General features: G+C 62.0%; 20 protein-coding genes. 14 read left to right on the top strand and 6 right to left on the bottom strand.

Annotated features, from left to right (window positions below; genetic code table 11):
- Window positions 1-164 precede the first annotated feature (164 nt).
- The 5 genes from lexA to IEY49_RS14580 all read left to right on the top strand — a co-directional run bounded on the left by lexA (window position 165) and on the right by IEY49_RS14580 (window position 6,032).
- Window positions 165-800, top strand: a complete 636-nt coding sequence (lexA, locus tag IEY49_RS14600) for a transcriptional repressor LexA (RefSeq protein ID WP_189010110.1) — start codon at window positions 165-167, stop codon at window positions 798-800.
- Window positions 801-802: 2 nt separating this feature from the next.
- Entirely contained in the window at window positions 803-2,077 is a 1,275-nt protein-coding gene (locus tag IEY49_RS14595; RefSeq protein ID WP_189010108.1) for a Y-family DNA polymerase, read from the top strand.
- A complete protein-coding gene (locus IEY49_RS14590) occupies window positions 2,074-2,316 on the top strand; it encodes a DUF6504 family protein (protein ID WP_189010106.1) in 243 nt (80 codons plus the stop codon). The genes IEY49_RS14595 and IEY49_RS14590 overlap by 4 nt, the downstream gene beginning before the upstream one ends.
- Window positions 2,292-5,468, top strand: coding sequence for a DNA polymerase III subunit alpha (gene dnaE / locus IEY49_RS14585; protein WP_189010105.1), 3,177 nt, complete (start codon window positions 2,292-2,294; stop codon window positions 5,466-5,468). The genes IEY49_RS14590 and dnaE overlap by 25 nt, the downstream gene beginning before the upstream one ends.
- A 120-nt stretch (window positions 5,469-5,588) precedes the next feature.
- A complete protein-coding gene (locus tag IEY49_RS14580; protein ID WP_189010104.1) occupies window positions 5,589-6,032 on the top strand; it encodes a hypothetical protein in 444 nt (147 codons plus the stop codon).
- A gap of 52 nt (window positions 6,033-6,084) precedes the next feature.
- Here the strand turns inward: IEY49_RS14580 and IEY49_RS14575 are convergent, their stop codons facing one another.
- Together IEY49_RS14575 and IEY49_RS14570 are read right to left on the bottom strand one after the other, a co-directional pair.
- Window positions 6,085-6,417 (bottom strand): hypothetical protein, encoded by a 333-nt coding sequence (locus IEY49_RS14575; protein WP_189010103.1) that lies wholly within the window; start codon window positions 6,415-6,417, stop codon window positions 6,085-6,087.
- Window positions 6,418-6,508: 91 nt separating this feature from the next.
- Window positions 6,509-8,308: a hypothetical protein gene (locus IEY49_RS14570; protein ID WP_189010102.1), complete on the bottom strand. Its 1,800-nt coding sequence runs from the start codon at window positions 8,306-8,308 to the stop codon at window positions 6,509-6,511.
- 853 nt (window positions 8,309-9,161) lie between these two features.
- Here IEY49_RS14570 and IEY49_RS14565 point away from each other — a divergent pair.
- From IEY49_RS14565 to IEY49_RS14550, 4 genes are all read left to right on the top strand, one after another.
- Complete coding sequence (locus IEY49_RS14565) at window positions 9,162-10,295, top strand: M20/M25/M40 family metallo-hydrolase (protein ID WP_189010101.1); 1,134 nt, start codon at window positions 9,162-9,164, stop codon at window positions 10,293-10,295.
- Between the two features lie 19 nt (window positions 10,296-10,314).
- Window positions 10,315-11,463, top strand: a complete 1,149-nt coding sequence (locus IEY49_RS14560) for a diaminopropionate ammonia-lyase (RefSeq protein WP_189010100.1) — start codon at window positions 10,315-10,317, stop codon at window positions 11,461-11,463.
- A 202-nt stretch (window positions 11,464-11,665) separates the two neighbouring features.
- Window positions 11,666-12,427, top strand: a complete 762-nt coding sequence (locus tag IEY49_RS14555) for a ParA family protein (protein WP_189010099.1) — start codon at window positions 11,666-11,668, stop codon at window positions 12,425-12,427.
- Window positions 12,424-13,308 carry a ParB/RepB/Spo0J family partition protein gene (locus tag IEY49_RS14550; protein ID WP_189010097.1) on the top strand — a complete coding sequence of 295 codons (885 nt, stop codon included), beginning with the start codon at window positions 12,424-12,426 and terminating at the stop codon, window positions 13,306-13,308. The genes IEY49_RS14555 and IEY49_RS14550 overlap by 4 nt, the downstream gene beginning before the upstream one ends.
- A gap of 683 nt (window positions 13,309-13,991) precedes the next feature.
- Here IEY49_RS14550 and IEY49_RS14545 read toward each other — a convergent pair.
- Window positions 13,992-14,405, bottom strand: a complete 414-nt coding sequence (locus IEY49_RS14545) for a hypothetical protein (RefSeq protein ID WP_189010095.1) — start codon at window positions 14,403-14,405, stop codon at window positions 13,992-13,994.
- 194 nt (window positions 14,406-14,599) lie between these two features.
- On the opposite strand from IEY49_RS14545, the gene IEY49_RS14540 reads away from it, so the two are divergent.
- The 5 genes from IEY49_RS14540 (at window position 14,600) to IEY49_RS14520 (ending at window position 18,853) form a co-directional block, all read left to right on the top strand.
- The gene (locus IEY49_RS14540; protein ID WP_189010093.1) at window positions 14,600-14,824 is read left to right on the top strand and encodes a MarR family transcriptional regulator; all 225 of its coding nucleotides are present in this window, start codon (window positions 14,600-14,602) and stop codon (window positions 14,822-14,824) included.
- Window positions 14,825-15,373: 549 nt separating this feature from the next.
- Complete coding sequence (locus IEY49_RS14535) at window positions 15,374-17,218, top strand: pilus assembly PilX family protein (RefSeq protein ID WP_189010091.1); 1,845 nt, start codon at window positions 15,374-15,376, stop codon at window positions 17,216-17,218.
- Window positions 17,215-17,661 (top strand): pilus assembly FimT family protein, encoded by a 447-nt coding sequence (locus IEY49_RS14530; protein ID WP_189010089.1) that lies wholly within the window; start codon window positions 17,215-17,217, stop codon window positions 17,659-17,661. Before IEY49_RS14535 ends, IEY49_RS14530 begins: the two co-directional genes overlap by 4 nt.
- A complete protein-coding gene (locus IEY49_RS14525; RefSeq protein ID WP_189010087.1) occupies window positions 17,658-18,119 on the top strand; it encodes a type IV pilus modification PilV family protein in 462 nt (153 codons plus the stop codon). The genes IEY49_RS14530 and IEY49_RS14525 overlap by 4 nt, the downstream gene beginning before the upstream one ends.
- A complete protein-coding gene (locus IEY49_RS14520; protein ID WP_189010085.1) occupies window positions 18,116-18,853 on the top strand; it encodes a PulJ/GspJ family protein in 738 nt (245 codons plus the stop codon). The genes IEY49_RS14525 and IEY49_RS14520 overlap by 4 nt, the downstream gene beginning before the upstream one ends.
- Window positions 18,854-19,085: 232 nt before the next feature.
- Here the strand turns inward: IEY49_RS14520 and IEY49_RS14515 are convergent, their stop codons facing one another.
- The 3 genes from IEY49_RS14515 to IEY49_RS14505 form a co-directional block, all read right to left on the bottom strand.
- Window positions 19,086-19,550, bottom strand: a complete 465-nt coding sequence (locus IEY49_RS14515; RefSeq protein ID WP_189010083.1) for a MarR family winged helix-turn-helix transcriptional regulator — start codon at window positions 19,548-19,550, stop codon at window positions 19,086-19,088.
- A 702-nt stretch (window positions 19,551-20,252) separates the two neighbouring features.
- Window positions 20,253-21,626, bottom strand: coding sequence for a replication initiator protein A (locus IEY49_RS14510; RefSeq protein WP_189010081.1), 1,374 nt, complete (start codon window positions 21,624-21,626; stop codon window positions 20,253-20,255).
- 991 nt (window positions 21,627-22,617) lie between these two features.
- Window positions 22,618-24,987 carry an isoamylase gene (locus IEY49_RS14505; RefSeq protein WP_189010080.1) on the bottom strand — a complete coding sequence of 790 codons (2,370 nt, stop codon included), beginning with the start codon at window positions 24,985-24,987 and terminating at the stop codon, window positions 22,618-22,620.
- Window positions 24,988-26,050: the final 1,063 nt, after the last annotated feature.

Raw genomic sequence — 26,050 nt, 5'->3', positions numbered from 1 at the left:
GATCCAGGCAGGAGGCGTTGGGTTCTCGGACTGGGTTTATTACGTTCTGTACAGATTTTTCGATAAAGAGTTCTCCTGTTCACCATCTTGACACGAATCAAACAAAAACTGCAATGTGGAAGTACAAACTTGACCTGTATCCAAGTGTTCCCGCAGGAGCCTGTATGCCCCCCGAACTCACCCGCACCCGCCGCCTCATCCTCGACGCCATCCTCCGCCTCCAGGCCGAAGACACCCCGCCCACCCTGGGAGCGGTCGCCCAGGCGACCGGCCTCACCAAGCAGGCCGTCAGCTACCAGACCGTGCCTCTACGCGAAGCGCACTACCTCGAACCCGCCGCCAGCCGCTACGCCCCGCTGATGCTGACCTCCAAAGCCCGCGCCCTGATCGGCGGCGGCGGCTTTCCTCTGGTGGGCGAAATCGCCGCCGGGCAACCCAGTTACGCCGAACAGAATGTCGAAGCGTACATCACCCGCCTGGACCAGGTGATCGACATGAAAGAAGGCGACTACCTTCTGCGCGTGCGCGGCGACAGCATGATCGGCGTCGGGATCTATCCGCAGGACATCGTGATCGTGCGCCCCAATGAAACGGTCCCGAACGGCGACATCGCTGTTGTCCTGCTCCCAGGTGAGAGCGCGGCCACCCTGAAACGGGTGGAGCACCAGAATTCGAAAATCACCCTGCACAGCGCCAACCCGGACTATCCGCCCATGACCTTCCCGGCCCGGGACGTCCGCATCCAGGGCTGCCTGGTGGCTCACATCGGGCAGGCGTCCCTGAGGAGCCGGAGGGTCTGAGCATGGCAGGACGCACGCCGAGCCTCATCGCCTGCGTCCTGCTCTCCCCCTGGCCGCTGGAACTTCTTCAGCGGCGACATCCGGGCGTGCCCGTGGCCGTGCTGAGCGAAGGAGCACGCCGGGTCCTGTTCGCCAGCGCCAGTGCGCAGGAAGCCGGCGTGAAGACAGGCATGCGGGAGACTGCGGCCCTCAGCCGCTGCCCTGAACTGCACGCCGAAATCCTGGGCACGCCCCTAACGACTGCGGCGTGGAATGAGCTGGTTGAACAGCTTTATGCCCGCTACAGCGACCGCGTGGACGGCCGCATGCCCGGGCTGGTGTTCCTGAAACTCGGTCTGGGTGCCGCACGTGACCTCGCGGCGGCCCTGCAGGTTCCGGTGGGCCTGGCCAGCAGCCTGGAAGTCGCGCATCTGGCCGCCCTGCGCGCCAGGAGGGGTGAGGTGCGGGAGGTGCACCCCGGCGGACAGGCGGAAAAGGCGTTCCTGAATCTGGTGCCCCTGGAGCACCTGCATGTTCTCGGCCTCTCCCCCGCCCAGGTCGAACGCCTGCGTTTCCTGGGCATCACCGGGCTCGCGGACCTGTGGAAGTGGAGCGCGGCACAGCGTGAAGCCTTCCTGGGCGTCGACATGGCCAAACAGCTGAACCGCTTCCTGAAAGGGCAGCGCACCGAGCAGCTTCCCAGGTATGTTCCCGGACAGATCCTCGAAGCCAGCCTGGACACCGACGCGCCTCTCCTGAACGGCCCCGAGGCGGACGCCGCCCTCCAGGACCTTCTGCCGGGCCTGGTCACCGAAATGCGCGGCCGCACGGCCGCCTACCTGACCATCCGCTGCGAGACGCTGGGCGGCTCACTGACGGCCACCCGCAAGCTGAAGTGGCCGCTGGACCGCGGCGGGCTCACGCGGGTGGCGACCCTCACCCTGGAGGACACCGGCGCCCTCCCGCTGGGCATCGACCGGCTCACCGTGCAGCTCAGTGGTTTGCAGCAGCCCTCGCGGATGGTAGGCCTGTGGGCAGGGGTGGCGGACCTGGACGTCACCCGGGACGTGCTGGGGCGCTTTCCGGATGCCCTCGTCCGCGTGCGCTGGCTGGACCCCTGGGCGTATACCGCCGACGCGATGTACGAATGGGTGGACTGGCAGACCGGAGAAGTGCGCCCGACGCCCATGACACCGCAGCGTGCCTGGACGCCCCCCCGTGCCCAGTTCAGCCAGGCACAGGCGCGGGAGAAGGCCGTGGACCGCATCCTGGCGTTCTTTGAAGGTGCACGTTCATGAGGGCGGTGCAGCAGCAGGTCGACGTGGAGGTGCGGGGCGGTCACCCCACCGGCCTGAGCTGGAACGGACAGGCGTACCCGGTGCAGGCGGTGCTGGACTGGTGGCGCTCGGGGGGCCGCTGGTGGCTTGGGGAAGCGCCACGTGACTGCTATCTCGTGCAGGCAGGAAACCTTACTGCCGAGCTGCATCGCGAAGATACACAGGAGGGCCGCTGGTGGCTGGCCAGGGTGCAAGACTAGCCGTGCCCACGCTGCGGGTCCTGCTCGCGTGCCAGTCGTACTTCAGTGAAGGACGAAGCACTGTGAGCCCGGGACGACTGGTGCAGCGGGCCGCGAACGCCGGATACACGGCGGTCGGACTGGCGGACTGGTGCAGCGTGGCTGGAGTCGTGGAGCTTGGTGAGGCCGCCCGGGCGGCCGGGCTGACGGCGATCGTCGGCGTGACCCTGCCGGTCCTCTTCCCTGCCCCGCCACGTTCGTCCGTGCGGTTCGAGGCGTTCCCGCTGGTGCTCCTGGCACGTGACCGCCAGGGGTACGCCCTCCTCTGCGAACTGATCACGGCTGTCAGGGGCCAGCATCCTGGCGGGCTCCCTCTGGTCCTTCTCCAGGAGGCTGGTGGGCGGACCCGGGAGCATCTCGTCTGCCTGACCGGCGGGCGCGCCGGATTTCCGACCGTTCTCGGCGAGCAGCGGGAGGTCGTGCGGGCAACCTCGTACCTCCGGGCACTGCGGGCCACCTTTCCTTGCGAGCTGTACGTGCAGCTGTACCATGGGGCCGCGCCGAACGAACGGCGGCGGCTGGACTACCTGCGCGGACTGGCGCGCGACCTGGAACTGCCGGTGGTGGCCGCTCCGGAGGTCTGTATGGCAGACGCCTCGGAGTACTGCCTGCTCGACGCACTGACCTGCGCGCGGCTGGGCACCGACGTGCAGACCCCGCATCCGGACCGGCCCCGCAACGACGCCCGGCATGTGGGCACTCCGGAGGAATGGGGCGGACTGCTGCCATTTCCGGACGGACTGCTGAATGCACAGCGGCTCGCGGACACGTGCGCCTTCGAGTTGCTGCCCAAACGACTGCGCAGCCCCGAACCCAAGCTCAAAGCCTTTCAGACGGCACAAGGCGCACTGGAAGAACGAGCCTTCGAGGCGGTGGCCTCGAAATACGCACCCGACGGGCGGGAGGCTGCTCTGGCCCGCCTGAGGGACGAACTGGCCACCGTGGCGCAGCTGGACCTGGCGGGCTTTTTCCTGACGGCTGCGGAAGTGACCGACTATTGCCGGGAGCACGGCATTCTCGCAGCAGGCCGGGGCTCAGCGGCGGGCTCCGTGTTGTGTTACCTGCTGGGCATCACCCTCTCGGACCCCATCCGGCACAACCTGCTGTTCGAGCGCTTCCTGCATACCGGCCGCACCAGCATGCCGGACGTGGACATCGACATTGCCAGTGCCCGCAGAGATCAGGTGCTCTCGTGGGTGGAGGAACGCTGGGGGTTGTCCGGTGCGGGAGAAGCCATGGTGGCCAACCGCATCACGTACCGCATGAAAAGCGCCATCCAGGACCTGGGACGGGCACTCGGGCTTCCGCCGGAACTCAGAGACCGGCTTTCCCGGGCGCTGGGGCGGGATTACGGGCACCTGCGGCCGCACCGGGCCAGGGAGGCAGAAACAGTCTTTACGGAAGTCCTCGGTGACGCGCCGGTCAAGGAGGCGCTGCTGGGTCTGCTGGAGCGCATCGAACCACGTTTCGTGCGCCACCTTGCGCCGCACTCCGGTGGAGTGGTGCTGAGCAGTGACCCGCTGACCTTCTATTCGCCGCTGACCCGGTCGAGCGGCGGCATCCGGATGCTGACGTTCGACAAGGACGACGTGGAGAAACTGGGGCTGATCAAGCTGGACCTGCTGGGCTTGCGGATGCTCGCGGCGCTGGAGCGCGCCCGGGAGGAGGTGCTGCGGCTCACGAACGGATGGGTGCCGTACGGTGAGCTGCCGGACGATCCTCGCGTGTGGGCGGAAATTTCTTCTGGGGACACCATGGGGCTGTTTCAGATCGAGTCTCCGGCGCAGGTGCAGATGAGTGCACGCCTTCAACCGAAGACCATGACGCAACTGGCCCATCAGGTCGCCCTGGTCAGGCCGGGTCCGATCCAGTCGGGAACCGTGCATCCTTATGTCCGGCGTGCTCGGGGGGAGGAGCCGGTTCCGGAACGCCCGGAGCCGTTGCAGAGCATCCTGGCGCCCACCCACGGCACCCTGATGTTTCAGGAGCAGATTCTGCGCATCGCGGTGCACTACGCGGGCTATGGCTGGGCGGACGCGGACCAGTTCCGCTCCCGGTTGAGCAAGGTCGAAGACGAGCAGGAGCTCGCGGATCTGAAAGCGCAGTTCATGGCGGGCGCGGCCCTGACGTGCGGCGCGTTTCCGTGGGAAGCCGAGGAAGTCTTTGAGATGTGCGCAATGTTCCGCGGGTACGGGTTTGCCGAGTCGCACGCGCACGCCTTCGCGCAGCACAGTTACGCCAGTGCCTACATGCGCCATCACTACCCGGCCGCGTACTTCGCCGCCTTTCTGACCGAAGCTCCTGGAATGTGGCCGCCGGGCACCATCGCTCAGGAATGCCGGCGGCGTGGCGTGACCCTCACTTCTGTCTGTATCAACCGCAGTGGCCTGAGCTACCGGGCCGAGACCCTGCGGACCATCCGGGTACCGTTGACGGCAGTGGAGGGCGTCAGCGAGGCCAAGGCGCGGGAGATCGTGCACGAACGCCTCACCGGTGGAAAGTTCCGCAGTCTGGAAGACGCGTATGACCGGCTGGACCTGTCACGCGACCTCTTCGAAACCCTGGTACTGGCCGGCGCCCTGGAAAGTGTGGAGCCCAGCCGGAGAAAGGGCCTGTTCAGGCTTACCGCACTGGTGAATGCCCGGAAGGCCGGCACCCGCGCCCTGCTGACTCTGGACACCGAATCGCCCGAATTGTCCGGTATGAGTGAGGCCGAAGAGCTGGCCCTGGACCTGCAGACCAAGGGACTGAGCGAAACGGGCCGCCATCCCCTGGACGCGCACCGCGCGCGGCTGAGGGATCTGGGGTGCCAGGCGCTCGGTGGGCTGAAGCACGGCAACACGGCCTGGGCGGCCGGGGTCATCGTGGCGAAGCAGCGGCCACCGACAGCCAGGGGGTTTGCCTTCTATGTGCTCGAAGACCGTACCGCTCGCGTGCAGGCGATCATCAGCCCGGACCTGTGGGAAGCCCACCGGGTGCTCCTGCGAGACGCGCGGGCACTGATCGTGCAGGGTCAGGTCACGCGCCTGGAACGGGCAGTCACCATCAAAGTTCAGCGCCTGAGCGAGTTGCCCCTGCGTCACGCCGAGTCCACGGTGGAAGCGGCGGACTAACTGGGGAGCCGGCGGAGGTTCCTGCTCCTGCAGGTTGGAGCGCATCCCGGGCCCGCCATTTCCCAACTCCGGGTGAAGTCGCCCTTTCACGATCGGTGAGATGCTCTGCAAGCCTGCGGTATGTCGGACCGACCGCCACCTGAAAGGAGCCAGACCAGGCACGTCAGCACTGCCTCCTTTCACCTTGAGACGGGGCCGGCCACGCTGTTTGACCGGGTGCGGTACATCATGGCTGGCCCCAGGAAGCTGAAATTCTTTTCCGCTCAGCTTCGGCGACGTCTGGCCGGGGAGGGGGTACCCACCGAGGAGCTCCAGCACTTCGACGCGGACCTCTGGGAACTGGTCGCGGCCGAGGTCCGTACTGATACCGGGAAGTTCGTGAAGTCGACCTGGGTGTGCGTGGTGGAGCAGGTGCGCTGGGTGGTGGTCATCGGATTCAAGGACACCATCGAAAGGGTGACCCGACTGGCTGAGGGGGGTCCGACTGGCGAGGCCGTGACCTCCGGCACGCTCTACCGGCGGGTCGCGCAGGTAAATGGTGAACTGATGGACGCTGAGGAGTGAGGCTCCTGCGCAGGCAACACAACAGTGACAGCGCGCGGCCAGCAAGGAAATCTTAGGGACGGGGTGTGTAGGGGGAAGGCCTCCCGTCGGTCCAGCCGCGCGCATCCAGCATGCCCAGCTGAACAGGCGCCCCTGTCAGAAGCGGGAGGCCTCCTTCAATGACGGCCATGCGCAGGCGCTCTATGGCAGCCCCCAGGGCCTGATGCCCGTGCTCTGCCAACGCTTCTTTGGTCACGATGACCACGCCGGCCCGTTGATTCCTGGTCGCAATAATGTTGAGACGATCGGGGTTGATATCGACGTCCACTTCCAGGCGGGTGCCCGCAGGGACGGAAAGGGTGTCGACCAACTGCTGCGCCGTCTGTTTTGCTGCCACAAGATCCATGCGGCATTGTGGCAGCCTTACCTCTTGCCCGCCAGTTCTTCATGACGAAGGGTCGCCCGGAGTACCAGCATCGTTCCGGGTTACCCGGGGACTACCTCACAAGCGCTCCCGCTTCCCCATGTCCCTCGATGACGTGCTCGTTGAACTCCTGAAGACGGGGATGATCCGGGTAGCATTTCCCAAATTGTGCGACCACGTGACGCATGTTGAGCCTGAGGCCCTCTTTCTGATAAACCGTCAAAATCGCTGGCACCATCGCCTCCACCGCCCGATCGATGCGACCCTGGACTTCACGCTGCCACTCCGAATCGAGGTGAGGCAGAAAGAGACCGTTCAGCTCACTGAACACCCGGGTAGCGTCCAGCTGCATGGCGCCCACAAGTACGTCTTCCGCGTCCAGTTGCCAGTTCAGCGAGGGAGCGAGTGCGTAGTGTTTGTTGTGATGTGGACCGCTGCTCAGGATGCTGTCCGCTCCCAGCGCCTTGCGTGTCCGGAAGATGTCCTGCTTGACCGCACTTTCGGCTGCGCTGGCGCTGCGGTCCGGGTACAGCTGCAACTGCAGGGTGGCCCGGTCGAGTTCACCGCCAAGTTTCAGCGCCGCCAGGAGGGCCGCTGAGGCTTTGGTGGCCTTGCCCCGCAGACTCACTTCAGGCCGTCCGAGCGTCCTGATTTTTACGACCGGCTGTTGCAGCGGAGGCCGCAGGTGCTGCCGCGCCGCCATCAGACGCGCATTGAGGCCAGGGGACACGGGACCCTCCGGCGCGGAGAGGACCGATTCGATCATGGCCAGCGGCGCCTGTGCTGCACTCAGAAACGGCGTGGCAATGATCTCTTCCAATGCCCGGCGGAGAAGAGGAGCAGCTTCGTCCTGGCTTCCATAGGTCCGGGCGATGGTCGCCGCAAGGCTGGCCGCTGCAGGACCTGTCGCAAACGAACCATCATTCAGGGCCGCACTGAGAATCTGCCGGGCTTCCACCACCTCTCCCATTTCCAGAAAAAGCAGCCCACGGGTGAGTGAGGCGTCGAGGCTGGAACCGGATCGCCCTAGGCTCTCGAACGCATCTGACCAGCGCCCCTCCCGGACGGCCATGCGGGCGCGGCGCTGGTGCACCCAGGGCCACCACAGATGACCGCTTCCCCCTGCCGGCAGGGACACTGCAATTTCGTCCACGGCGCGGTGTTCCCCTTCCCAGTCCATCTGCCAGCCACACAGGTCCGCACGGATCGCGGCAATCTTGCGCTGAACCTCACTTTGCTGTCCCAGGGCATTGAGGCGCCCGGACAGTTGAAGCGACTGGGCCGCCATTTCCATGCGGCCCGACACTCCCTGAACCCAGCCCAGCGTTGCCAGAGCCAGGGCACGAGCAGACGGGTCCGGAATGTCGGGGAGGATGTTCAGGGCGATCATCAGCGCCGCTTCTGCACGAAACAGTTCACCCTGCTGTGCACAGGCCATCGCCATGGTCACAAGGGGCGTCGCAGCCCGCTGCTCGTAATCACGGGCCAGCAGAAGACGCGCAGCGGCCTCGGCCTGCTCAGCAGCTGTCAGGTTGGCCCCCTCAGCCAGGTGCACTTCCGCCAGCAGATGGCGGATCTCTGCTTCCCAATGAGCATCAAGCCGATCCACAGACGCCTCAAGGTGCAGCTTTGCGGCCGACACACGCCCTGTTTGAAGCAGGACAGCGCCATAACTGACGGTGGCACGCGCCACCCCGGCAAGGTGAGGCCGCAGGAGATGGAGCTCCGCTTCCGGATAATGGCCCAGAGCCAGTTCAGCCTGCCCAAGAATCGCCAGTTCCTCACCGGACAGGTCAAGGCGCCCCCGAAGTTGCGTTAAGACAAGAGTAAACTGGCCGGCTTCCAGGGCCTCCAGCCCCCGCAGTAATGCCATAACCGAACTGTAACCCATCGCCAATTAACGTGAGGGCGTGCCGTAAGTGTCTGTTCCGGTATGAAGCTGACTTGAAAATTCACTCCAGCTGAAAACCCAGGCCACCCCTGCCGCCTGGCCACCGATCCCCGTCTGCCCGCATACACATTCGCCACGTGAACACTTCAAAACCCACACTGGAAAAACATCGTTCACTGTTTCAGGCGTTTCCCGTCCGGACGGACCACTTCTCAGAAGGTTGCGCATCCGATCCCGTACCGACGTCCTCATGAGGAAAAATCACCATGCCCAACCTCGTGCCGTATCTCCACGTCCTCACCTGTGCCCGTGAACAACGGTGGTCACAGGCCGCTCGCGCACTCGAGTACGCCTACGAGGTCAGACCGCCCCGACAGCTGACGGTGGATGAATGCAGGGCCTTGCGCTCTGCGGAGGATGACCTGGTGTATGTTGGTCAGCTTCTCCCCTGCCTGCGCCCGACACTTCTTCTGGTTCGGCGCTTCAAGGAACAGCTGTCACCCTGAAATGGGTGAAGCGCTCGCCACGCCAACCGGGCCGGGAGCATCGCTGCCGACCTTGTAATCCGGGGGCCCCGGGAAGACCCGAAAAGGGGCTGCAGCTGGGCTGAGATGTCAGCGTAAGCAGCCGCGCAGGGGCGCGCACCCTTGGGTCCATGATCCAAGCAGCCCAAGGTGCCCCTCCTGACCCCACGGCGAGGCCAGGAGGGGCGCAGGCTGATGCTTTTCTGACCTTTTACAGGCGTGACCCAGCCGGACGAGCAGGACTGCGTGATCGTATCTCCACGCTGCTCTCCTCCCCACCTACACCCTGGGTGATATGAATGGGGCTACCGATGCCTTCGTCTCTGCAGGACCTGCTGGCCGCCCTGGTGCGGATCGACTCCATCAACCCGTCGCTGGTGCCTGGTGCAGCGGGCGAGGCTGAGCTGGCCACGTTTATCGCGACGTGGCTGCACAATCATGGCATTGAAGCCACAGTTGACGAGGCTGCCCCGGGGCGCCTGAGTGTGATTGCCACGGTCCGGGGGACGGGCGGCGGCCGTTCCCTGCTCCTCAACGCGCACCTCGACACGGTGGGCACCGAGCACATGCCTCTGGCGCTCGACCCGGTCGTTCGTGACGGCCGGATGTACGGCCGCGGCACCTATGACATGAAGGGCGGGCTCGCCGCCTGCCTGTTTGCCCTGCTTGATGCCAGGGACGCCCACCTTCGCGGCGACGTCATTCTCGCGGCAGTGGCCGATGAGGAGCACGCCAGCCTGGGCATGCAATCCGTGTTGAAATCGGTCAGGGCCGACGCGGCCATCGTCACCGAACCGACCAGTCTGCAGCTGTGCGTGGCGCACAAGGGGTTCATCTGGCACGAGGTCACCACCCACGGGCGCGCTGCCCATGGTTCGCGCCCGGACCTGGGAAGGGACGCCATCGCTCACATGGGCCGTGTGCTGGGGCGCCTGGAAAGCCTTCAGCGCGAACTCGACGCGCGGGAACCTCATCCCCTGCTGGGCCACGCTTCTGTACATGCCTCGCTGATCACGGGAGGACAGGAACTCTCCAGTTATCCGGAACGCTGCACGCTTCAGGTCGAACGCCGGACCCTGCCGGGGGAGACGCGCGCAGGAGCCGAGCAGGAGTGGGCCGAACTTCTGGGTGAACTGGCGCTGGACCCAGACTTTCACGCCGAGCATCGCATTACGCTTTTGCGGGAACCCTTCGGGATTTCGCATAAGGCCGAGATCGTTCAGGTGCTACGCGAGCAGGCTTCAGAAATTCTGGGAACAGCGCCAGACCACATCGGGCAAACCTTCTGGATGGACGCCGCCTTTCTTGCCGGCGCAGGAATTCCCACTGTGGTCTTCGGGCCTCACGGCGCCGGCGCGCATGCCACCGAGGAATGGGTGGACCTGGAGTCGGTTCAGCACTGCCGCGCCGTCCTGAGCGCCACCCTACGGGCATTCTGTGCCTGACCTTCCTGCTGGAGACGCCATGACACCTCAAACGGACAGGCCGCGCTTTTACTTCAATCCAGGCGCACAGACCTTCGATGTCCAGGTCGAGCCCGATGTGCTGGATTTTCACCGCAAGCTGCCCGGGTATATGCCTACTCCCCTGGTCCGTGCACCCCGTCTGGCCGCAGCACTGGGCGTTGCTGAAGCCTGGGTCAAGGATGAGTCCAGCCGGCTCGGTCTGCCGGCCTACAAGATGCTGGGGGCCTCATGGGCAACATACCGGGAACTGGATGTACGATTCGGCCCGTTTGCTCGCTGTTCTTCCCTGGAAGAACAGGCGGCGCATCTCGTCTCCTACAGGCCCCTGACCCTGGTGGCCGCCACTGACGGGAATCATGGGCGCGCCGTTGCCCGGATGGCCCGGTGGCTGGGGTTGGATGCCCACATTCTGGTGCCCGGCGACATGGTGACCGCCCGTGTTCAGGCCATTGAGCAGGAAGGAGCGCAGGTGCAGGTGGTGCAGGGCTCCTACGACGACGCCGTGGAAGCGTCCGCACGGCTCGCGGATGCCACACATCTGGTGATCAGTGACACGGCGTGGGACGGCTACACCCGGGTACCCGGCTGGGTGAGTGCCGGATACAGCACCATCTTTCAGGAGACGGACACGCAACTGGTCGAACACGGAGTACGACAGCCCGATCTGGTCGCCGTCCAGATGGGTGTTGGTTCACTGGCGGCCGCGGCGGTCGGTCATTACCGGGCCCGAGGCGGTAAATCACAGGTCGTGGGGGTAGAGCCCACCCTCGCTGCCTGCGTCCTGCGTTCCCTGACCGCAGGCCAGCTGACGGAGGTGCCTGGGCCTCACACGTCAATCATGGCCGGGTTGAACTGTGGGAACACCTCTCCCCTGGCGTGGCCACTGTTGCAGGGTGGTCTGAGTGCGTCGGTGGCGATTCACGACGAGCGGGCAGAACAGGCTATGCGGCTGCTGGCTATGGACGACGTGGAATCGGGTGAGAGCGGCGCGGCCGGCGTGGGTGGCCTCCTGGAACTGCTGACGGGACCGGAAGCTGCGGTGACCCGGCGGAGGCTGGGAGTGACAGCGCAAAGCACGGTTCTGGCCATCTCTACCGAGGGGGCGACAGACCCGGAAGCATACGCCCGCATCGTTTCCGGTTCCTGAAGGTCCTAAGGGTAAAGAGCAGAGCATGGTCCGTTCCGATACCTGCCACGTCACCAGGGAACGCATTGCGCTTTCAGGATGCCTGACCCCGCCGGCATGAACCAGAGCCCCATTGACTCCGAGATGTCACCCAGGCAGCAGAGGCTGTTCTTTCCGGAAAGAACGGGAACATGATTTCGAAGAACGCGGTATCGTGCGGGCAATGATCACAGCGACCGTGTTCAACCACGCAGGTGGCGCCGGCAAGACCAGCATTGTCCGTGACGTCGGCTATGAACTGGCCCGCCAGGGACAGCGTGTTCTGGTGTTGGATCTGGACCCACAGGCCAACCTCACCGCCTGGCTAGGAGTGGGAGACGTTGACATGGAACAGACAGTCTATCAGGTGGCTACAGAGGGCGCGGACCTTCCTCAGCCTGTCACCGCGCACGGACTTGACCTGATTCCCTCACAGGTGGATCTGGCGCTGGCCGAAACCGGTATGCTGGGAGTTCCCGGCTCGCAACTGTTTCTGCAGCAGGCGCTGCGCGCGGTGCACGACCGCTATGACCTGGTCCTCATCGACAGTCCTCCCAGCGTGGGACAGCTTGCGATTCTGGGTGCAGCGGCAGCTGACCGGCTGATCGTGCCGGTTCCTACCCGGACCAAGGGCCTCAATGCGCTGCCGGGCCTCCAGAAAGCCACCAACCTATACCGCCGGCTCAGACCGGAGCTCGCCATGGGATTGTACGTACCGACCATGTATGACGCCCGTCGTACGCACGACCGGGAGGTATTGGGCCTTCTTCGCCAGCACCTGAGCCCGCTGGCCGAGCCCGTCCCGGAACGGGCCGCCGTGTGGCTCGACAGCACCATGGCCGGGGAGCCGGTAGGCGTATACCGGCCGGGATCGCCCGCCCACCGGGATGTTCTGCGCCTGACAGAAGAAGTCGCTCAGAGCCTGGGCCTTCAGGTGAGTGCATGACTCGCAAGCGCCCGGCCATGCCGGCCGGACTTGACGCCATGCTGGGGGCCACAGCGCAAGCCATGCAGACCACCACCGCTGCCAGAAGCCTTCCGGTCCAGGCGCTGAAACCCGGCAGCCAGCAGCCACGGCGAACATTTGATCAGCCGGCTCTTGAGGCACTGGCCGAGAGCATTCGTTCCGAGGGAATTCTTCAGCCTCTGCTGGTCCGCCCTGTCCCGGGTGGTCACGAGATTGTTGCAGGTGAGCGTCGCTGGCGCGCAGCACAGCTGGCCGGGCTTCTGGAAGTTCCGGTACTGATCCGGCAGCTGGACGACCGCCAGGCCCTTACAGCCGGCCTGATGGAGAATTTGCAGCGTCAGGACCTCAACGTGATAGACGAGGTCGATGCAAAGCTCAGCCTCGTGGCAGTCACCCTTGGGACTGACCGGGAAGCGGCGCGAGCCAGGCTGATGCAGTTGCTCCGTGAGAAGCCCGGAGAGGATCACGCGATTTTGGAGACGTTGTTTCAGTCGCTTGGAGAAAGCTGGACCGCGTTTGCCAAAAACAAGTTGCGGGTGCTGAACTGGCCTGCTCCAGTGGTTGACGCTCTGCGCCAGGGCCTGCCGCGCACACTGGCATCTGTGATTGTCTCAGCGCCCGAGGTGCACCAGAAAACCCTGTTGCGTCTTGCGTTAAACGGCGCAACCCGTGAGCAGCTTCAGGCAGAGCTGAGCCGCGTGACGAGCCCTAAAGTCAGTCAGCCAGACCCGGCAAATGCCCTGGGGCGTAAGCTGTCGGACCGCCGGTTTCTGGCAAGCCTGACGCCGGACACGCGCCGGGCCCTGGACCGCTGGCTCGCAAGGATGCCTGCCGACGTGCGCGCTGCGCTGGAGAACTAGAGCAGTTCTTCCCGGAAAGAACACGATTTAGAACGGGGTGTTTCCCTCGGCTCGTCGTTTGAGGGGGCATCTTCATCCATACCTGCTGCATCGGAAGGGGATTCTCCTCAAAGCCGATATGCCTGGGGCGCCAAAGAAGGACGAAAAAGCTTCTGGTTGCGGAGCACTTCTGTTCAAAGCGCTGGTCGGACGTTAGTTCGCAACCATCCCGTAACCCAGAAGAAGTGCAAGGCAAGTATCAGAGACACTTCCTCTCTGCATCGGAGCGGTCCTCCAGAGTTCAAAACACCAGGCTTCCCGTTTGAGGCGAGTCAGATTCAAGAATTACCACTCATCCTCCAGGGCCGGCTTGCACTGAACAGAGATACCTAATAATTTTTCTTTGCACTGGTAACTTACCGCTACGCATTAGTCTGGACGCCCGAGGCACAGATCCTGTGACGACTGAAACTGGCAGACGGGTGCAGCCGGTCAGCTGCGCGCATCGCAGGCTTATAAAGAACAGGACAAGCCTGCACTGCCCCCCTCCAGTTCCGCCGGCGGACAGGCTGATCACGACCCCTGCGGTGTGACGACCCCCGATGCGGCCCCACGCCTTTACCGATTGGTGGCTCCGATACTGTATAGGGGAGGGGAGAGCTGGCTGACCTCCCCCTCAGTAGGGGCGACGCACCAATGTGGACCTACCGGAGAGTCAATGTGATGCCTTCGACCACAAAATCTACCGTGTGGCCGGTCTTCCGGAAGCCTAGCAAAGCGCCGGAAGTGAATTTTAGGTTCAGCACACCGTACTCGTCAAAAAGCGGGCCAACCGCCCTGACAAATTGTTCCATATCCTGCGGACCTTTAGGTGCCTGAGCGATTTCCGGCAGCGAGGTCTGCGGTTCCAGCGCGCGAACAGCCGCCTGATGCTCCTCGGGAGACATGAATTTGAAAGCCAGGTCTCGGGTGTCGAACCTTCCCTCCAGGGTCAGGCCGAGGAAGCCAGACGGTCCTCTGGGCCGCACTGAGCCAATTCCATGCTGCACCATGAGCGACTTCAGTGCGTTCGCGAACTGATTCTGGTGATCAATTGTCCCCGGGGCATGGCTGGTCATGGCACCACCCTACGCGTTCCGGGCTGAGGGCATACCATGGGAGTTCACCCGGGATGGCAAAGAGTACGCTCAAGATTTCGGGATTTGATCTGGTTGAATACAAGAGACGCACAGGTCAGCAGCCGGGCTTTGTGTGGATGGAAGGTAAAGTGCCCAGATGCTCAAACGAGCCCGAGCAGCATGCAGACTGTGGCATGTCGTCTTCTTTTCAGTCTGCGGTTGCCCAGCAGGTCCTCGAGTTCCTGCGTCAGGAAGGCCAGAAGCCACACAGTGCCGACGAACTCGCAGGTCTGCTGCAGCGTGATCGGGGGGAAGTTGACAGGGCGCTGGAGGAGTTACAGGGCGCGGGGCTGGTCGCCTCCGAGGCCGTGACTGGTTACGGCGGCAGCGACACTTTATGGAGAATCTCGACCTCCTGAAAATCAGTCAAAAACACATCGGCGAAACCTACCTGGATTGGGGAGCCTGCTATAGCAGGAGCCATATGATCCGGTGGCTGGAAAGTTACAGCCACCGGACAAATTGTCGGCTTTTCTAGGTATGGGAGAGCCGCTCGTGTTATCAGCGTAACCGTGCGATAAACCGCAGACCCATTAATGAGTAAAAGCTGGTACTGCTGCCAACTCCAGCTGGCTTATTTCAATGTGCTGTGCGTCAGCAGATGACCACGAAATGAGTTTCAGAAATTCACGCCAGATAACCGGCACAATAAGCATCACATTAACCTATCAATATCTTCGCCATGTTCGCTTCTGTGGCTCGAACACATGAGGAGACAAAAGCGCTGTAACGGTATCTAAAAAATCTGGTGATGGAAGCGTGGACCCCTGGACATAGCCGGTCACCTCAGACCAGGGGAGCCAATGGTAAGGCGGTCCCCAGGAGGAAGCTATGTGTACGAGGTTGGTCCACCATTGCATGCCAGACCTGTCTCTCCGGCGCCCTTCTGCCGTCTGGTTGAATCACCCATGAACGGCGCAGCGCGGGGGGGCTTCGTGTTGATCAGCGTCGTGGTCATCATGTTTGTCGTCATGCTGTCGGTGATCAGTCTGAGCCTCAGTGCCCTGACGACCCGGCGCACCACCGCCGTCGAAAGCCGCAATGTCCAGTCGTTCCACGCCGCTCAGGCAGGGCTCGGTCGTGCCCGAGCCTACCTGGACACCTGCATCTATGCGCCGTCCCATAAAAGCGTCCAGTGCGAGGGTGGGACGGCATGGACACAGGAACCCATCGAGACGATCGCCACGGTCGCTACAGGTTTTGCCACTTCGTCACTGCTGGCCTCCCCGGGCCTGAGCAGCACGCTGGACAGCGGCCGGTACACTGTGACGCTGACCTCCGATCCGGATTGCGCCACCGTTCCCGCGCCCGCGAGTTGCGATCATGAGGAGCTCATCCTGACCTCCGTTGGCAGCGGAACAGGGGACCGCTCGATTACCCGCCTCGAGCAACGGGTCGCAGTCTCCGTTTCTAAATATGACGCACCGATCGGAAGTGTTCCGGGAGCGCTCACGGCCACAGGTAACGTCACGCTGCGCGGCAACAACCCCATCGGCGGCTACGTTCTGCCAGGCTTTCCTCCAGCCTCGACCGCCTTTTCATGCACCACCGAGAAGACCGGAAGCAACAAAGGTAAGTGTGCCCTGGTAGACGGCAGCTACAGCCTGACCGGGGATTTCAAGGGGTACAGCGCTGGGGAGTACGTTGAGATCAACGGATCGTTTTTCGGTATCACCTCCAACTCCGGATCGGTGATGTCGCTGCAACCTCTGGGCGTCGCCGGCCGGTTTCCCCCTGGCTCCCTGACCAGAGTCGACCCGGTGCTGCCCCAGAACGCGGCTGCTGTGGAAACGACTCCTCCAGCCGTCGCGGCACTCACGGTTCATGGCAGCAGCGTTTCGGCTGCCAGCTACCTGCGCGGCCTGGAGGAGCGCCGGGCTGCCCTGCTCAGCCTGGGCATCTCCGAAAGCAGCTGGAACCTGCAGGCCGTCGCCGAGAGCCAATGGCAGGGTTATGCCTGGGGCGTGGATACCGCGAACGTTCAGAGCGGCCCCTTCCAGATCGAGCAGAGCAGCGAGGCGTGCGCCGCCAGCATCACGCAGCTCTGTACCACCAAGCGCCCCACACTGAGCCAGTACAGCCGGCTACAGCGCATCATTCCAAGCGTGGTCACCTCCGACGGCTCGGAAGCCACCATCACCAAGGGCACCAACGCCGTCCCGTACATCGGGGAGACTCACGCGAACTTCACGGCCGACACGTTATTCTCCCGGACCTTCAGTAATCCGGGATGGAACTGTCCGGTTCCCGATCCAGGATCGTCCTGTGCCAAGCAGGCGTTCTATGCCCAGGCCACACATGTGTCTTTTGAAGAACTGGCGGCCTCGCCGTCGTATTACTGCGGGCGGGTTGTGTGGGTGGGCAATGCACCAGGGGTGACGAGCCCGGCCAACACCTCGCAGAGTGTGTCGTTGAACTGCCCGGCGAGCAAGCCGGCCGTGGTAGTGGTGAACAATGAGGGGGCCTCGTTCGATATCGGCACCCAGACCGAGTTCAATGGCCTGCTCTACGTCATGGCCGATCAGCTGCTCAAACAGGGCAACGGGTGCATCAACGGCGCTGTCCTGGTCGAGAGCACGAATCCGGCCATGGCCGCCGATCTGCGTGGCACCGCCTGCCCTGGAGGCGACCAGCACGACGCCTACATCCGGTATGACCCCAGAATCATCAACCAGCTCAGTGACTACAGCCATACCCATCAATTGCATGTCAGCCGGATCGCAGCGTCCTGGAAGGAGACGAAACTGCCATGATACGCGGCTTTACCTTGATCGAACTCCTGATGGTGCTGGCGATCATCGGGGTGCTGGCGGCCATCAGCGCGCCCAGTCTGCTGGAGTACCGCCGCGGAGTTCTCGTGCGGCACGCGGCGACAGAAGTCGTCGAACTCCTCAACCGGGCAAAAATGATCGCCCGCGAGACCAAGCGTGATGTGACCTTCACGGTAGATTCCGGGAGCAAAACGGTGGCTGTGCACCAGGGTAGCGTCACGATCAGCAGTGTGACCCTCAATCCAGCGGTTTCCTGTATCAAGACTGATGAAGGCACGGGTCCCAGCTGCGATGCCGGCCCACTGAAGGTGTCAGCTCCTCACGGTACCTTTCCCACCAATCCTGCTGCCATCGAGATCACCGAGGGATCCCAGACCAGATCGGTGTACATCATTGGTGTGACGGGAAAGCTGGTGGTCCGATGAAGGGGCCGAAGGGCTCCCGGCCCACTGCGCCAGCAAACCACGTGGCTGGATTTACCCTGATTGAGGTCCTGGTGGCGGTGGCCTTTATCGGAATAACGATGGTCGTGTTTGAAATTCTGGCCTCCTCCATGAGGATGAACCGGGATTCGCGGGTGGCGCTTACGGTCAATCAGGCGGTCAACTCATACCTGGAAACGGTTTATGCCGACTGGCAGAGCGCCATGCAGTACCGCAACGGCAACCTGTCGCAGCCTCCTGAGCTGCCCCGGCACACCTGGAACCTGTCGGTGGCCACCGTCAACGTCCAGACCGGCACCACTTCGGGCACCGTGACGTTCAGTCAGGGAAGCGAGCCAGGAACCTACAACGGTGATGTGCCGCTAAAGCGGGTGACCCTGCGGTACACGTCCGATTCTGGCGGGGCCTATGTGGGCAGTGTGGAGGTGGCCCGGCCATGAACCCTCGGGGATTTACGCTGCTTGAACTCCTGGTGGTGATGGCCATCAGCGGCATTGTGCTGACGGTGTTGTTCGACATCTTCACCTCAAGCAACCGCTCGGTCGCGGACGGCACCCACTACGCCCAGGAACTTCGTGAGTTGCAGATCAGCGGCGCTATTGCGGCCGATGATGTCCGCAAAGCCCAGTATGTCTACCCCGCGGCCCAGACCCTGACGTTGGAAAGCGCCTACCCGGCGACCGTCAGCAATCCGGAGACGAACACCAACACCTGGGAAACGAAGCCCAACGGGTCCTTTTTTGCTCAGATCATGCCGGTGGACAAGAACGACCCGGACCTGCCCTGCGGGACCATGAGGCGTCATCCGGCCGCAGCGACCCCCTACGAATTTGTCGCGTATTACCTTGTCCGGCGCGCCAAGCTCACCAGCCTGCCGCTGACAGACTGGCGCAACCCTGGCCCTGACCCGAAAAACGACAGCACCGCCTTTGTGCTGATGCGTTACAGCACCTGCATCGACCAGCTCAGCCCCGCCCCTACAGAGCTCAGCGGGGGAGAGGGCCGGTTCGTGGCCGATTACATCGATTCTGCGGGCATGAGCGTCACGGCGAACCGGGTGACCCTCAGTCTTGTCAGCGCACGCGTTGTCTATGGACGCACCATCCGCATTCCAGCGGCTGATGCCAGCCCGAACATGGTGTTCGTGACAGCCGCCACCCGGAACAGCCGCTGATCCGCCAGCGACAAGCACAGGACACAACTCTAGTGGCCCTCCGTCAAAGGCGGGAGCCCACGATCTCGTCCCTGAGCAGAGGCCGCCTTCCCTGGCAATAATCTCCGGATGCGTTCAGCACGCTTGGTGCCCTACACCCACCCGACTTGATATGTGTCGATTGCTGGCCGTTCCGGGTGCCCGGTACGCCCAAACAACGTGGAAAGACATGAACACCCACAGGTAGAGGTGATTAGCTTTCGCTGCCCAACCGGGCAATCAGCGCGCGAAGCTGCGCCTGGAGCCTATGTTTTTCCTCCAGCCCCAGCCCGACCTGGCACGCGACTGCCGGTGGTACTCCCGCTGCCTGCTCCCGCAGCTTGTCCCCGGCGGCACTCAGGGTGATGATGGTGGCACGCTCGTCCCGCGTGCTTTTTGAACGCACAATGTACCCAATGCTCTGGAGCCGTTTAAGGAGCGGCGACAAGGTCCCGGAATCCAGGTGAAGGCGCGCGCCCAGTTCTGTGACGGTCTGCGGGCCACGCTCCCACAGGACGAGCATGACCACATACTGGGGGTACGTCAGCTTCAGAGGCAGCAGGAACGGCCGGTGGGCACCGGTGATCAGTCGTGCGGCGGCGTAGAGGTCGAAGCACAGCTGATCTTCGAGGTCGAGGGTAACTTCCGGCAGGGTGGGTTCAGGCTGGTTCTGGGTCATGGTTGGCTCACCGGCCAGGATGATGCTCCGCAGCCGCAGCCCAATTATCCGTCAGTGGCATGACAACTGCCTCACAGATGATCACAAAAACCTGACTTGTATGTCATGTGACAAACCTGGCCTGCTCAACTTCACCCAATACCACAGACACCTCTCGATCTGCTGGTTCTTGATGGCACCTGGAACAGCACAGGAGTGCCCTCCAGCGGGGAGCAGCGGAATACCGGACTCTTTATCCCCCAGATTCGCGAGCGGCTCTAGAACGCCTCTGGTGCCCCAGACGAGGCACTCTGGTCCACGTCAGCCTGCATGAGGTACTGGAAAGACAGTGCGGACGGTGCCCCTGGGGCCTCTGTCGATCCAGACTGAGACACCATCTTGTGACCACTGTGAAAATATTGGCTATCTCAAGGGCACGAAGACCAATTCAGGTCACTTGCAGATTTTTGCAACTGGTTTTACTCCACGGTCAGAAGACCACGCCCCCTTCTCCTCGACCCGGGTTCAGGCCTTGAGCAGAAGCGTGCCCAAGAGCGTGGCAGAGGTTTAAGGTGCCAGAATTGCTGGTCCAGCATGGAACGGGCAATCTCGATCAGCGGCGAAACGCAACTGGTTTTACTCTGCCGTGCTTTCCCGGGAGTATGTCATTAAGTCCTGACTTGCACAGGTTCAGTCCCGTGGACAATACACTTGTTTTCTCGTTTACGCAGGGATGAGCTGTGCGCGAAGTTCTGCAACGAACTCTGGCCTCTTCAACTGAGCGACCGCAGCAATGCCCTCACGCGCCACGTGACTCGCCTCAAGCTGACCACTCGCCACAGCTTCCCTTAACGCATCAAGATCTGTCACTGTCAGGAGTTTGCGGTAGTGCGGACTGAGGTATGAAATCAGCCGCTCTGCGGCCAACTCTGCACTCAGACCATTGAACTGCGCCGCGTGGTCGACTTCCGGAACGTCCAACAGGAGGTCCATTCGGGCCTTGCCCCCCTTTTCAGCCCGGGACGCCTCGCTCCCACTGGCCGGCGGGTAAGGATAATCGTCGGGATGCGCTATCAGGTGCAGCAGGGCGGCCGCCTTCGATTTTTTGATCGTCAGCACGCCGGCACCGAGCAGCCACTCAAAGCGATCCATGGAAGCAGCCAGGAACGCCCGACCGTGTTCCTTGAATAACTTCCTGGCGACCCCGTCCGCGACCCCATATCGCCGGAAGCGGTTGATAATCACGGGGTCCATCGGCACGTAGTCCTTGACAAACTCGTAGCGGATGCACTGGGATTTTCCCCGACCGGTAATCACAACTTCCCGCAGGTAACCGCGTTTGATCAGTTCCTCGTGAGAGGCTGCAAGCGTCTTAAGCACCAGCCAGGCGCGACCGCCGGTATTGATCTTGCACTGATCGCCCCACTCAAGGACGCCGCGCTCGATCGTGTCGAGCCGGACGTCCGGGTTGTTCGGATCGTAACGCGCGGCATCCAGAATCCGGAACAGGACCCGGGTGCGCGGCCGTTTGAGTTGCGCCATAAAGGACGTGTCAAGCGGCTTGACATAGCCGCTCCGGACACTGGATCGAATATCAGATGCCAGGACCAGACTGATGACCGACCGGGCGTCGAACGTTCCCGTCTCGGAAGGCGTGCTGTATTCCATGCGGTCAATAAATCGGAAGCTTGCGTGGGTCCATCGGCGGTTAGGGTGATCGCGCCACCCCCCAGACACGGTGTACTTCGCGTCGTGCAAACGCTCCAGGCTCTGCCGCAACGTGTCGTAATACCAGCCGGTTTTCGGCCAGCCACACATGCGGAGCAGCCCCGTCAGCGTCGTCGTGACCACTCCATCTTCCGGCGTCCCCTGCTCCAGGTACAGGTTGATCAGCGCAGCAGAAACATCATTGTCCAGCCCGTGCGGTACCAGGTTTCTCAAGCCTGCCTGGCAACTGATCCGGACGATACGGTCCTCCACAGGGCCAATGACTGTCCATTCCTGAATATCGACATTATCCAACGCCACAATCAGGTTCAGACGAGACACGTTCAGGTCATCGATCGCGGACGGGGGGGTCGGTGAGGACTTGGTCATAAGGAAGGGTGTTCTGACTGATGATAGTTCTTTTTGATCAAAAACAAAAGAAAAGAACTGAAAGATGACATCATCAGGTAGAGCCGAAATTAACCCGCTCCGTCGAGGAGAAATATGGAAATGCAACTGGTTTTACTCCGAGGATGCAACCAGTATTACTCCAGGAATGCAACTGGTTTGACGCTCACCTGAGGAAGAATGCAACTGGTTTTACTCCATAACGCAACTGGTTTTTCGTGGAGAACGCAACTGGTTTTACTCCGGGCGAGTGGTGCCATGCAACCACTTTTTCTCCGGACGGAAGGAATGAATGCAACCAGTGTTACTCCGGAGAATCAGGCGGATGCAACCGCTTTTTCTCCGGGCGAGTGGTGCCATGCAACCACTTTTTCTCCGAGCCTTCGGGCGTAAAGCTGCTGACTCTCGATGGCTGATCAGAACGCAACTGCTTTGACTCTCAAGGAACGTTCTGGTGGGATTGAAGTTCTCTACAGGTTGGCTTCTGGCCCCATCCATCAGGCAGAACAAGAAAGCAAGACATTACTAGGATGGAACTGAATTTGTTCATTCTGGTGGACTCTGGCGGGGGAGAAGTGGGATCTGGTCGTATCCTCACGGGTATCTCTGGGGACGTTTCGCGAAGATGCAAAAATAGAAAAGGTCCTGCGCACGGAGTAAAAGAGGTTGCGACGGTGGAGAGATGCGGCACAGGATCACTCGTCTCCTCGAAGAGAACAGGGCTCGCATCCAACACCATGCCCGACAGAACTGCCCAGAAAAGCGAAACCAAGAGGTTCGTCGCTGCCAGGGATCTCGCAGGCAGGGCATCCAAGCTGCTCTCCATTAGGCACATGCAGCGCGCATAGCCAGAAGGACATCCAGGGGAAATACCTCCGACTGGCTGTCCTTCCTAAAAGCTGGATGTGCTTATCACGGACATGAGGGCCCTGGCGCACCCGTACTCATTGGCCTCCACCCAATGATCAGAAGGTCAGCGAGCAACCAGCACAAGCACACCGCGTCCGCAGAGCCCGTACCGTGCGTATTCCCCGCCGACGTTGACTGCAGCATTCAGGTCGACCTGGCCCGACCCTTCTGCCCAGGGACAGGTGTCGGTAACCCGGTACCAGCTCTTTCCAGCGCCTGGCCAGGGCAAGGTAAAATCCACGTTCGCGGACCAGCCGTTGTAAGCCACGTAGATCGCACTTGACGGATCACTGAACTCCGTCCCGTCGATTCTGTAGGCCAGGGCGTGGTTGTCACCGCTGCTGAAGTATGCGCTGTCGGGTACGGTTCCGTCTGGTTTGAACCACCGCAACTGCTCCATCACGTTGCCGTTGGTGTCGGAGGCCGAGTAGAAATTGGCCGGTCGCAGTGCCGGATGCTGCCTTCTGAAGGCGATCATGTTCTGTACATAGGTTTTGAAAACAGTCTGTTCAGTGGTCAACGATGTACTGAGCCAGTTGGCGCTGGAATCCAGGTTGTAGGCGTTATTGTTGCAGCGTATCGAGCGCAGCGTTTCGTCACCGCCGTTGAACATCGGCGTGCCTGCGCTCAGCATCAGGAACGCAAAACCGTTCCGGGCGGCTTTCCGCTGGTCGGCCAGGATCCCTGCCTGATCCCAGCTGTGGTTTTGGTCCTCCCCACCGTCCGAAGGCCCGTAAGGCCAGGCTTGCAGATTGTTTTTGCTGTTGCAGGAATACAGGTCCCTGAGCGTGAAGCCGTCATGCGCGACCATAAAGTTCACGGAGTTCCATGGCCTGCGGCCGTCATCACCGTACAGGTCGCTCGACCCGGCCAGTCGGCTGGCGATCTGGCCCGGCGTGACGGTGTCCACCCCCAGCCCGTTCTGGTCCTTGCGCAGGGTGTCGCGGTAGATCCCGTTCCATTCCGACCAGCCAGCCGGGAAATTGCCCACCTGATATGAGTTCCCTCCGATGGCCCACGGTTCGGCGATCAGGTCTGTGCCGGTGCCGCCGCCCTCGGGTCGGGGGCTGATGTCCCGGACGACGCGATTCAGGGCAGTCCCTGAATGCAGTTTGTCGTAGTTGAAACAGCCGTGTTCGCAGGTGTTGCCCAGTACCGACGCAAGATCGAACCTGAAGCCGTCGACACCCAGTTCTGTACGCCAGTAGCGCAGCGAATCGATGATCAGGTTCTGGGCCACGGAATTGAAAGTGTTGTAGTTGGCACCAATGCCCGTGTTGTCCCAGAAAAACTGCCGGTCGGAGGTTAGTGAGTAGTACGAGACATTGTCGAGCCCGCGCCAGGAATAGATGGTCGAGGTCGAGGCGTCTGTGCCGGACCAGGTGCCACCTTCGGCGGTGTGGTTATACACCACATCGATAAAGACCTTGATACCTCGGTCATGAAACGCCTTGACCATGGCCTTGAACTCCTTGGTGGGTCCACCGGCGCTCTGGTCGCAGCTGTACCGGCGGTCCGGGGCAAAGTAGTTCACAGTCATGTAGCCCCAGTAGTTGTCTCCGGCCGTGCTGGTCGCAGAACGTCCCGTGGCTGTGTCAGACGCATCGTTGGCGTCATTGTCCGTTTCGTGCACCGGCAGAAACTCAACAGATGTGATACCCAGACTCTTCAGGGCGTCCGCACGTGCCGCCGCGCCTGCATAGGTCCCAGCGCAATTCACGCTGGTGTCACCTTTGGTCAGACCGCGCAGATGAACCTCATAGATCACGTCGTCCTTCAGAGCACGGGTGGGTTTGACACCCACGCTGGTGCTGTCAGATGCCAGCACGATGCCTTTGGGGGCAACCTTCCCTGAGTCCTTGGCACGGTGGGTACCTCCCGACGCGTACACGGCGTTGCTGTAGTTCCCATTGACCGGGCTGATAGGATCATGGCTGAGTTCCAGCGCATATGGATCGATCAGAAGTTTATTAGGGTTGAAGCGGTTGCCTGTCGAATCCACGTCACTGACAAATCCGGCGGTCGACCCCTTGGTCCAGCTGGAACTGTAGGGCCAGTTAGGCCCCCAGGCACGGTACCCGTAATACACCGGACCTGTAATGCCATATGTAGTGCTCAGCGTGCTTACCGGCACAGTGACCGACCAGACGCTGGTGGTGGAATTTTTTGTCAGGACATAGCGGACCTTCTCATCGGCTCCGGCGCGTTGAGCGTACAGGTACACTTCGACGCGCGATGCCCGGATGGAAGTCACCCGGAAGGTGATATGTGTCGAGCCACTTGCTGTGCCAGTGGAATCGGTGTAGCGCGCGCCAAGGGATGTCGGACTGAGAGCGAGGGTACCCAGACCACCTTCCAGGACCGTGGTGGGGCGTTGTGGCGAGGTACCGCAGGCAGTCAAGATCACGAGGCCAAGCAGGAAGGTGGGACGCATGCATCTCCTTGTTGCCTGAGGTCAGGCCGGGTCAGGCACGACATGAAGTCCGGACCCAATCGTCCGTCCAGCTGTTGTTGCGGTTCCAATCCGGTCTAGCACGCACCGGGACAGCTGTGAAGTCACCCGACAGGGGCTATGGCACACCTTCAGGCTGGATCTCAATAGGAAACATTTGCATGCGCAGAGCATGTGTGCGTTGCCTTCGCTCCCTGCTCTTTTATGGCGCCTTGAGCCTCAGTGCACCTTCATTGACATTGGCTCCTGCGACGTTGAAGGGACAGCGCCCGACGGAGAACAGTTTGTGGTGCTGTCATCCCACGCCCCAACTGTCGGGTGTGCGGCGGACACGCCCCTGCACCGTTTTTCGGACAGTTCGATGTCCGCGGAGGCTTTTGAAGGCCGATGTTTCAAGGGGCCCTTAGACGCCAAGTATCGGCCGGGAATCACGCAGGCCAACGACTAGGACTGCCAGGTTGATTTTATGCGGATATGACGTTATAATTCATTTACCAAGGCGGCCTGCGGGTCGCCTGCTTCGTTGTCTCAGGAATCAGTGATGCAGAGCTGTAGAGCGAGGCAGTGTCTATAAATTGACGGGGCGAAACGGGATGTTCTCTTGCCCTACCACGTTGTTGAAGTTACGCAAGGCTCCGGAACCCCGGGTACGTCCCGCAGAGGTCAAATGCACAAAGTTAGTTGGCGATGAAGTGCGGAAGTACCGAGGTCGGAGATTCCAGCTTAAGTGCGGACGACTGGCGGAGGCAGTAAAGCTTGAGCGTAATCAAGCTCACTAATCTGCGCGAACGAGGCTAAGATCACATGCTCGAGGTGTTGACAAGAGATTCCGAAGCGTGTAAACTTCTTTTTGTGCTTGAGGGGAACGCCCCTTCGGCGCACGGAGCCTCCAAGCTCTGCGAAGCATGACAACGGAAGATGCTTGAGAAGCAAAGGGCCGCCCGACAGGGAGGTACAAGCGGATCACCACCCCGGTGATCTCCAGATTTGTGAAGGCCGCGAGGCCGAAGGTACCCAATGGGTACAGCCAAGCGCAAGCGAGGCA

The organism is Deinococcus malanensis (genome assembly GCF_014647655.1).
GTDB classification, from domain to species: Bacteria; Deinococcota; Deinococci; order Deinococcales; family Deinococcaceae; genus Deinococcus; species Deinococcus malanensis.
This window is presented reverse-complemented; position numbering and strand designations above follow the sequence as displayed.

Excerpts from the sequence above, each read along its gene's own strand:
- lexA (WP_189010110.1), top strand. The coding sequence starts at position 165 with ATGCCCCCCGAACTCACCCGCACCCGCCGCCTCATCCTCGACGCCATC.
- IEY49_RS14595 (WP_189010108.1), top strand. The coding sequence starts at position 803 with ATGGCAGGACGCACGCCGAGCCTCATCGCCTGCGTCCTGCTCTCCCCC.
- IEY49_RS14590 (WP_189010106.1), top strand. The coding sequence starts at position 2,074 with ATGAGGGCGGTGCAGCAGCAGGTCGACGTGGAGGTGCGGGGCGGTCAC.
- IEY49_RS14580 (WP_189010104.1), top strand. The coding sequence starts at position 5,589 with ATGTCGGACCGACCGCCACCTGAAAGGAGCCAGACCAGGCACGTCAGC.
- IEY49_RS14575 (WP_189010103.1), bottom strand. The coding sequence starts at position 6,417 with ATGGATCTTGTGGCAGCAAAACAGACGGCGCAGCAGTTGGTCGACACC.
- IEY49_RS14570 (WP_189010102.1), bottom strand. The coding sequence starts at position 8,308 with ATGGCATTACTGCGGGGGCTGGAGGCCCTGGAAGCCGGCCAGTTTACT.
- IEY49_RS14565 (WP_189010101.1), top strand. The coding sequence starts at position 9,162 with ATGCCTTCGTCTCTGCAGGACCTGCTGGCCGCCCTGGTGCGGATCGAC.
- IEY49_RS14560 (WP_189010100.1), top strand. The coding sequence starts at position 10,315 with ATGACACCTCAAACGGACAGGCCGCGCTTTTACTTCAATCCAGGCGCA.
- IEY49_RS14555 (WP_189010099.1), top strand. The coding sequence starts at position 11,666 with ATGATCACAGCGACCGTGTTCAACCACGCAGGTGGCGCCGGCAAGACC.
- IEY49_RS14550 (WP_189010097.1), top strand. The coding sequence starts at position 12,424 with ATGACTCGCAAGCGCCCGGCCATGCCGGCCGGACTTGACGCCATGCTG.
- IEY49_RS14545 (WP_189010095.1), bottom strand. The coding sequence starts at position 14,405 with ATGACCAGCCATGCCCCGGGGACAATTGATCACCAGAATCAGTTCGCG.
- IEY49_RS14540 (WP_189010093.1), top strand. The coding sequence starts at position 14,600 with ATGTCGTCTTCTTTTCAGTCTGCGGTTGCCCAGCAGGTCCTCGAGTTC.
- IEY49_RS14535 (WP_189010091.1), top strand. The coding sequence starts at position 15,374 with ATGAACGGCGCAGCGCGGGGGGGCTTCGTGTTGATCAGCGTCGTGGTC.
- IEY49_RS14530 (WP_189010089.1), top strand. The coding sequence starts at position 17,215 with ATGATACGCGGCTTTACCTTGATCGAACTCCTGATGGTGCTGGCGATC.
- IEY49_RS14525 (WP_189010087.1), top strand. The coding sequence starts at position 17,658 with ATGAAGGGGCCGAAGGGCTCCCGGCCCACTGCGCCAGCAAACCACGTG.
- IEY49_RS14520 (WP_189010085.1), top strand. The coding sequence starts at position 18,116 with ATGAACCCTCGGGGATTTACGCTGCTTGAACTCCTGGTGGTGATGGCC.
- IEY49_RS14515 (WP_189010083.1), bottom strand. The coding sequence starts at position 19,550 with ATGACCCAGAACCAGCCTGAACCCACCCTGCCGGAAGTTACCCTCGAC.
- IEY49_RS14510 (WP_189010081.1), bottom strand. The coding sequence starts at position 21,626 with ATGACCAAGTCCTCACCGACCCCCCCGTCCGCGATCGATGACCTGAAC.
- IEY49_RS14505 (WP_189010080.1), bottom strand. The coding sequence starts at position 24,987 with ATGCGTCCCACCTTCCTGCTTGGCCTCGTGATCTTGACTGCCTGCGGT.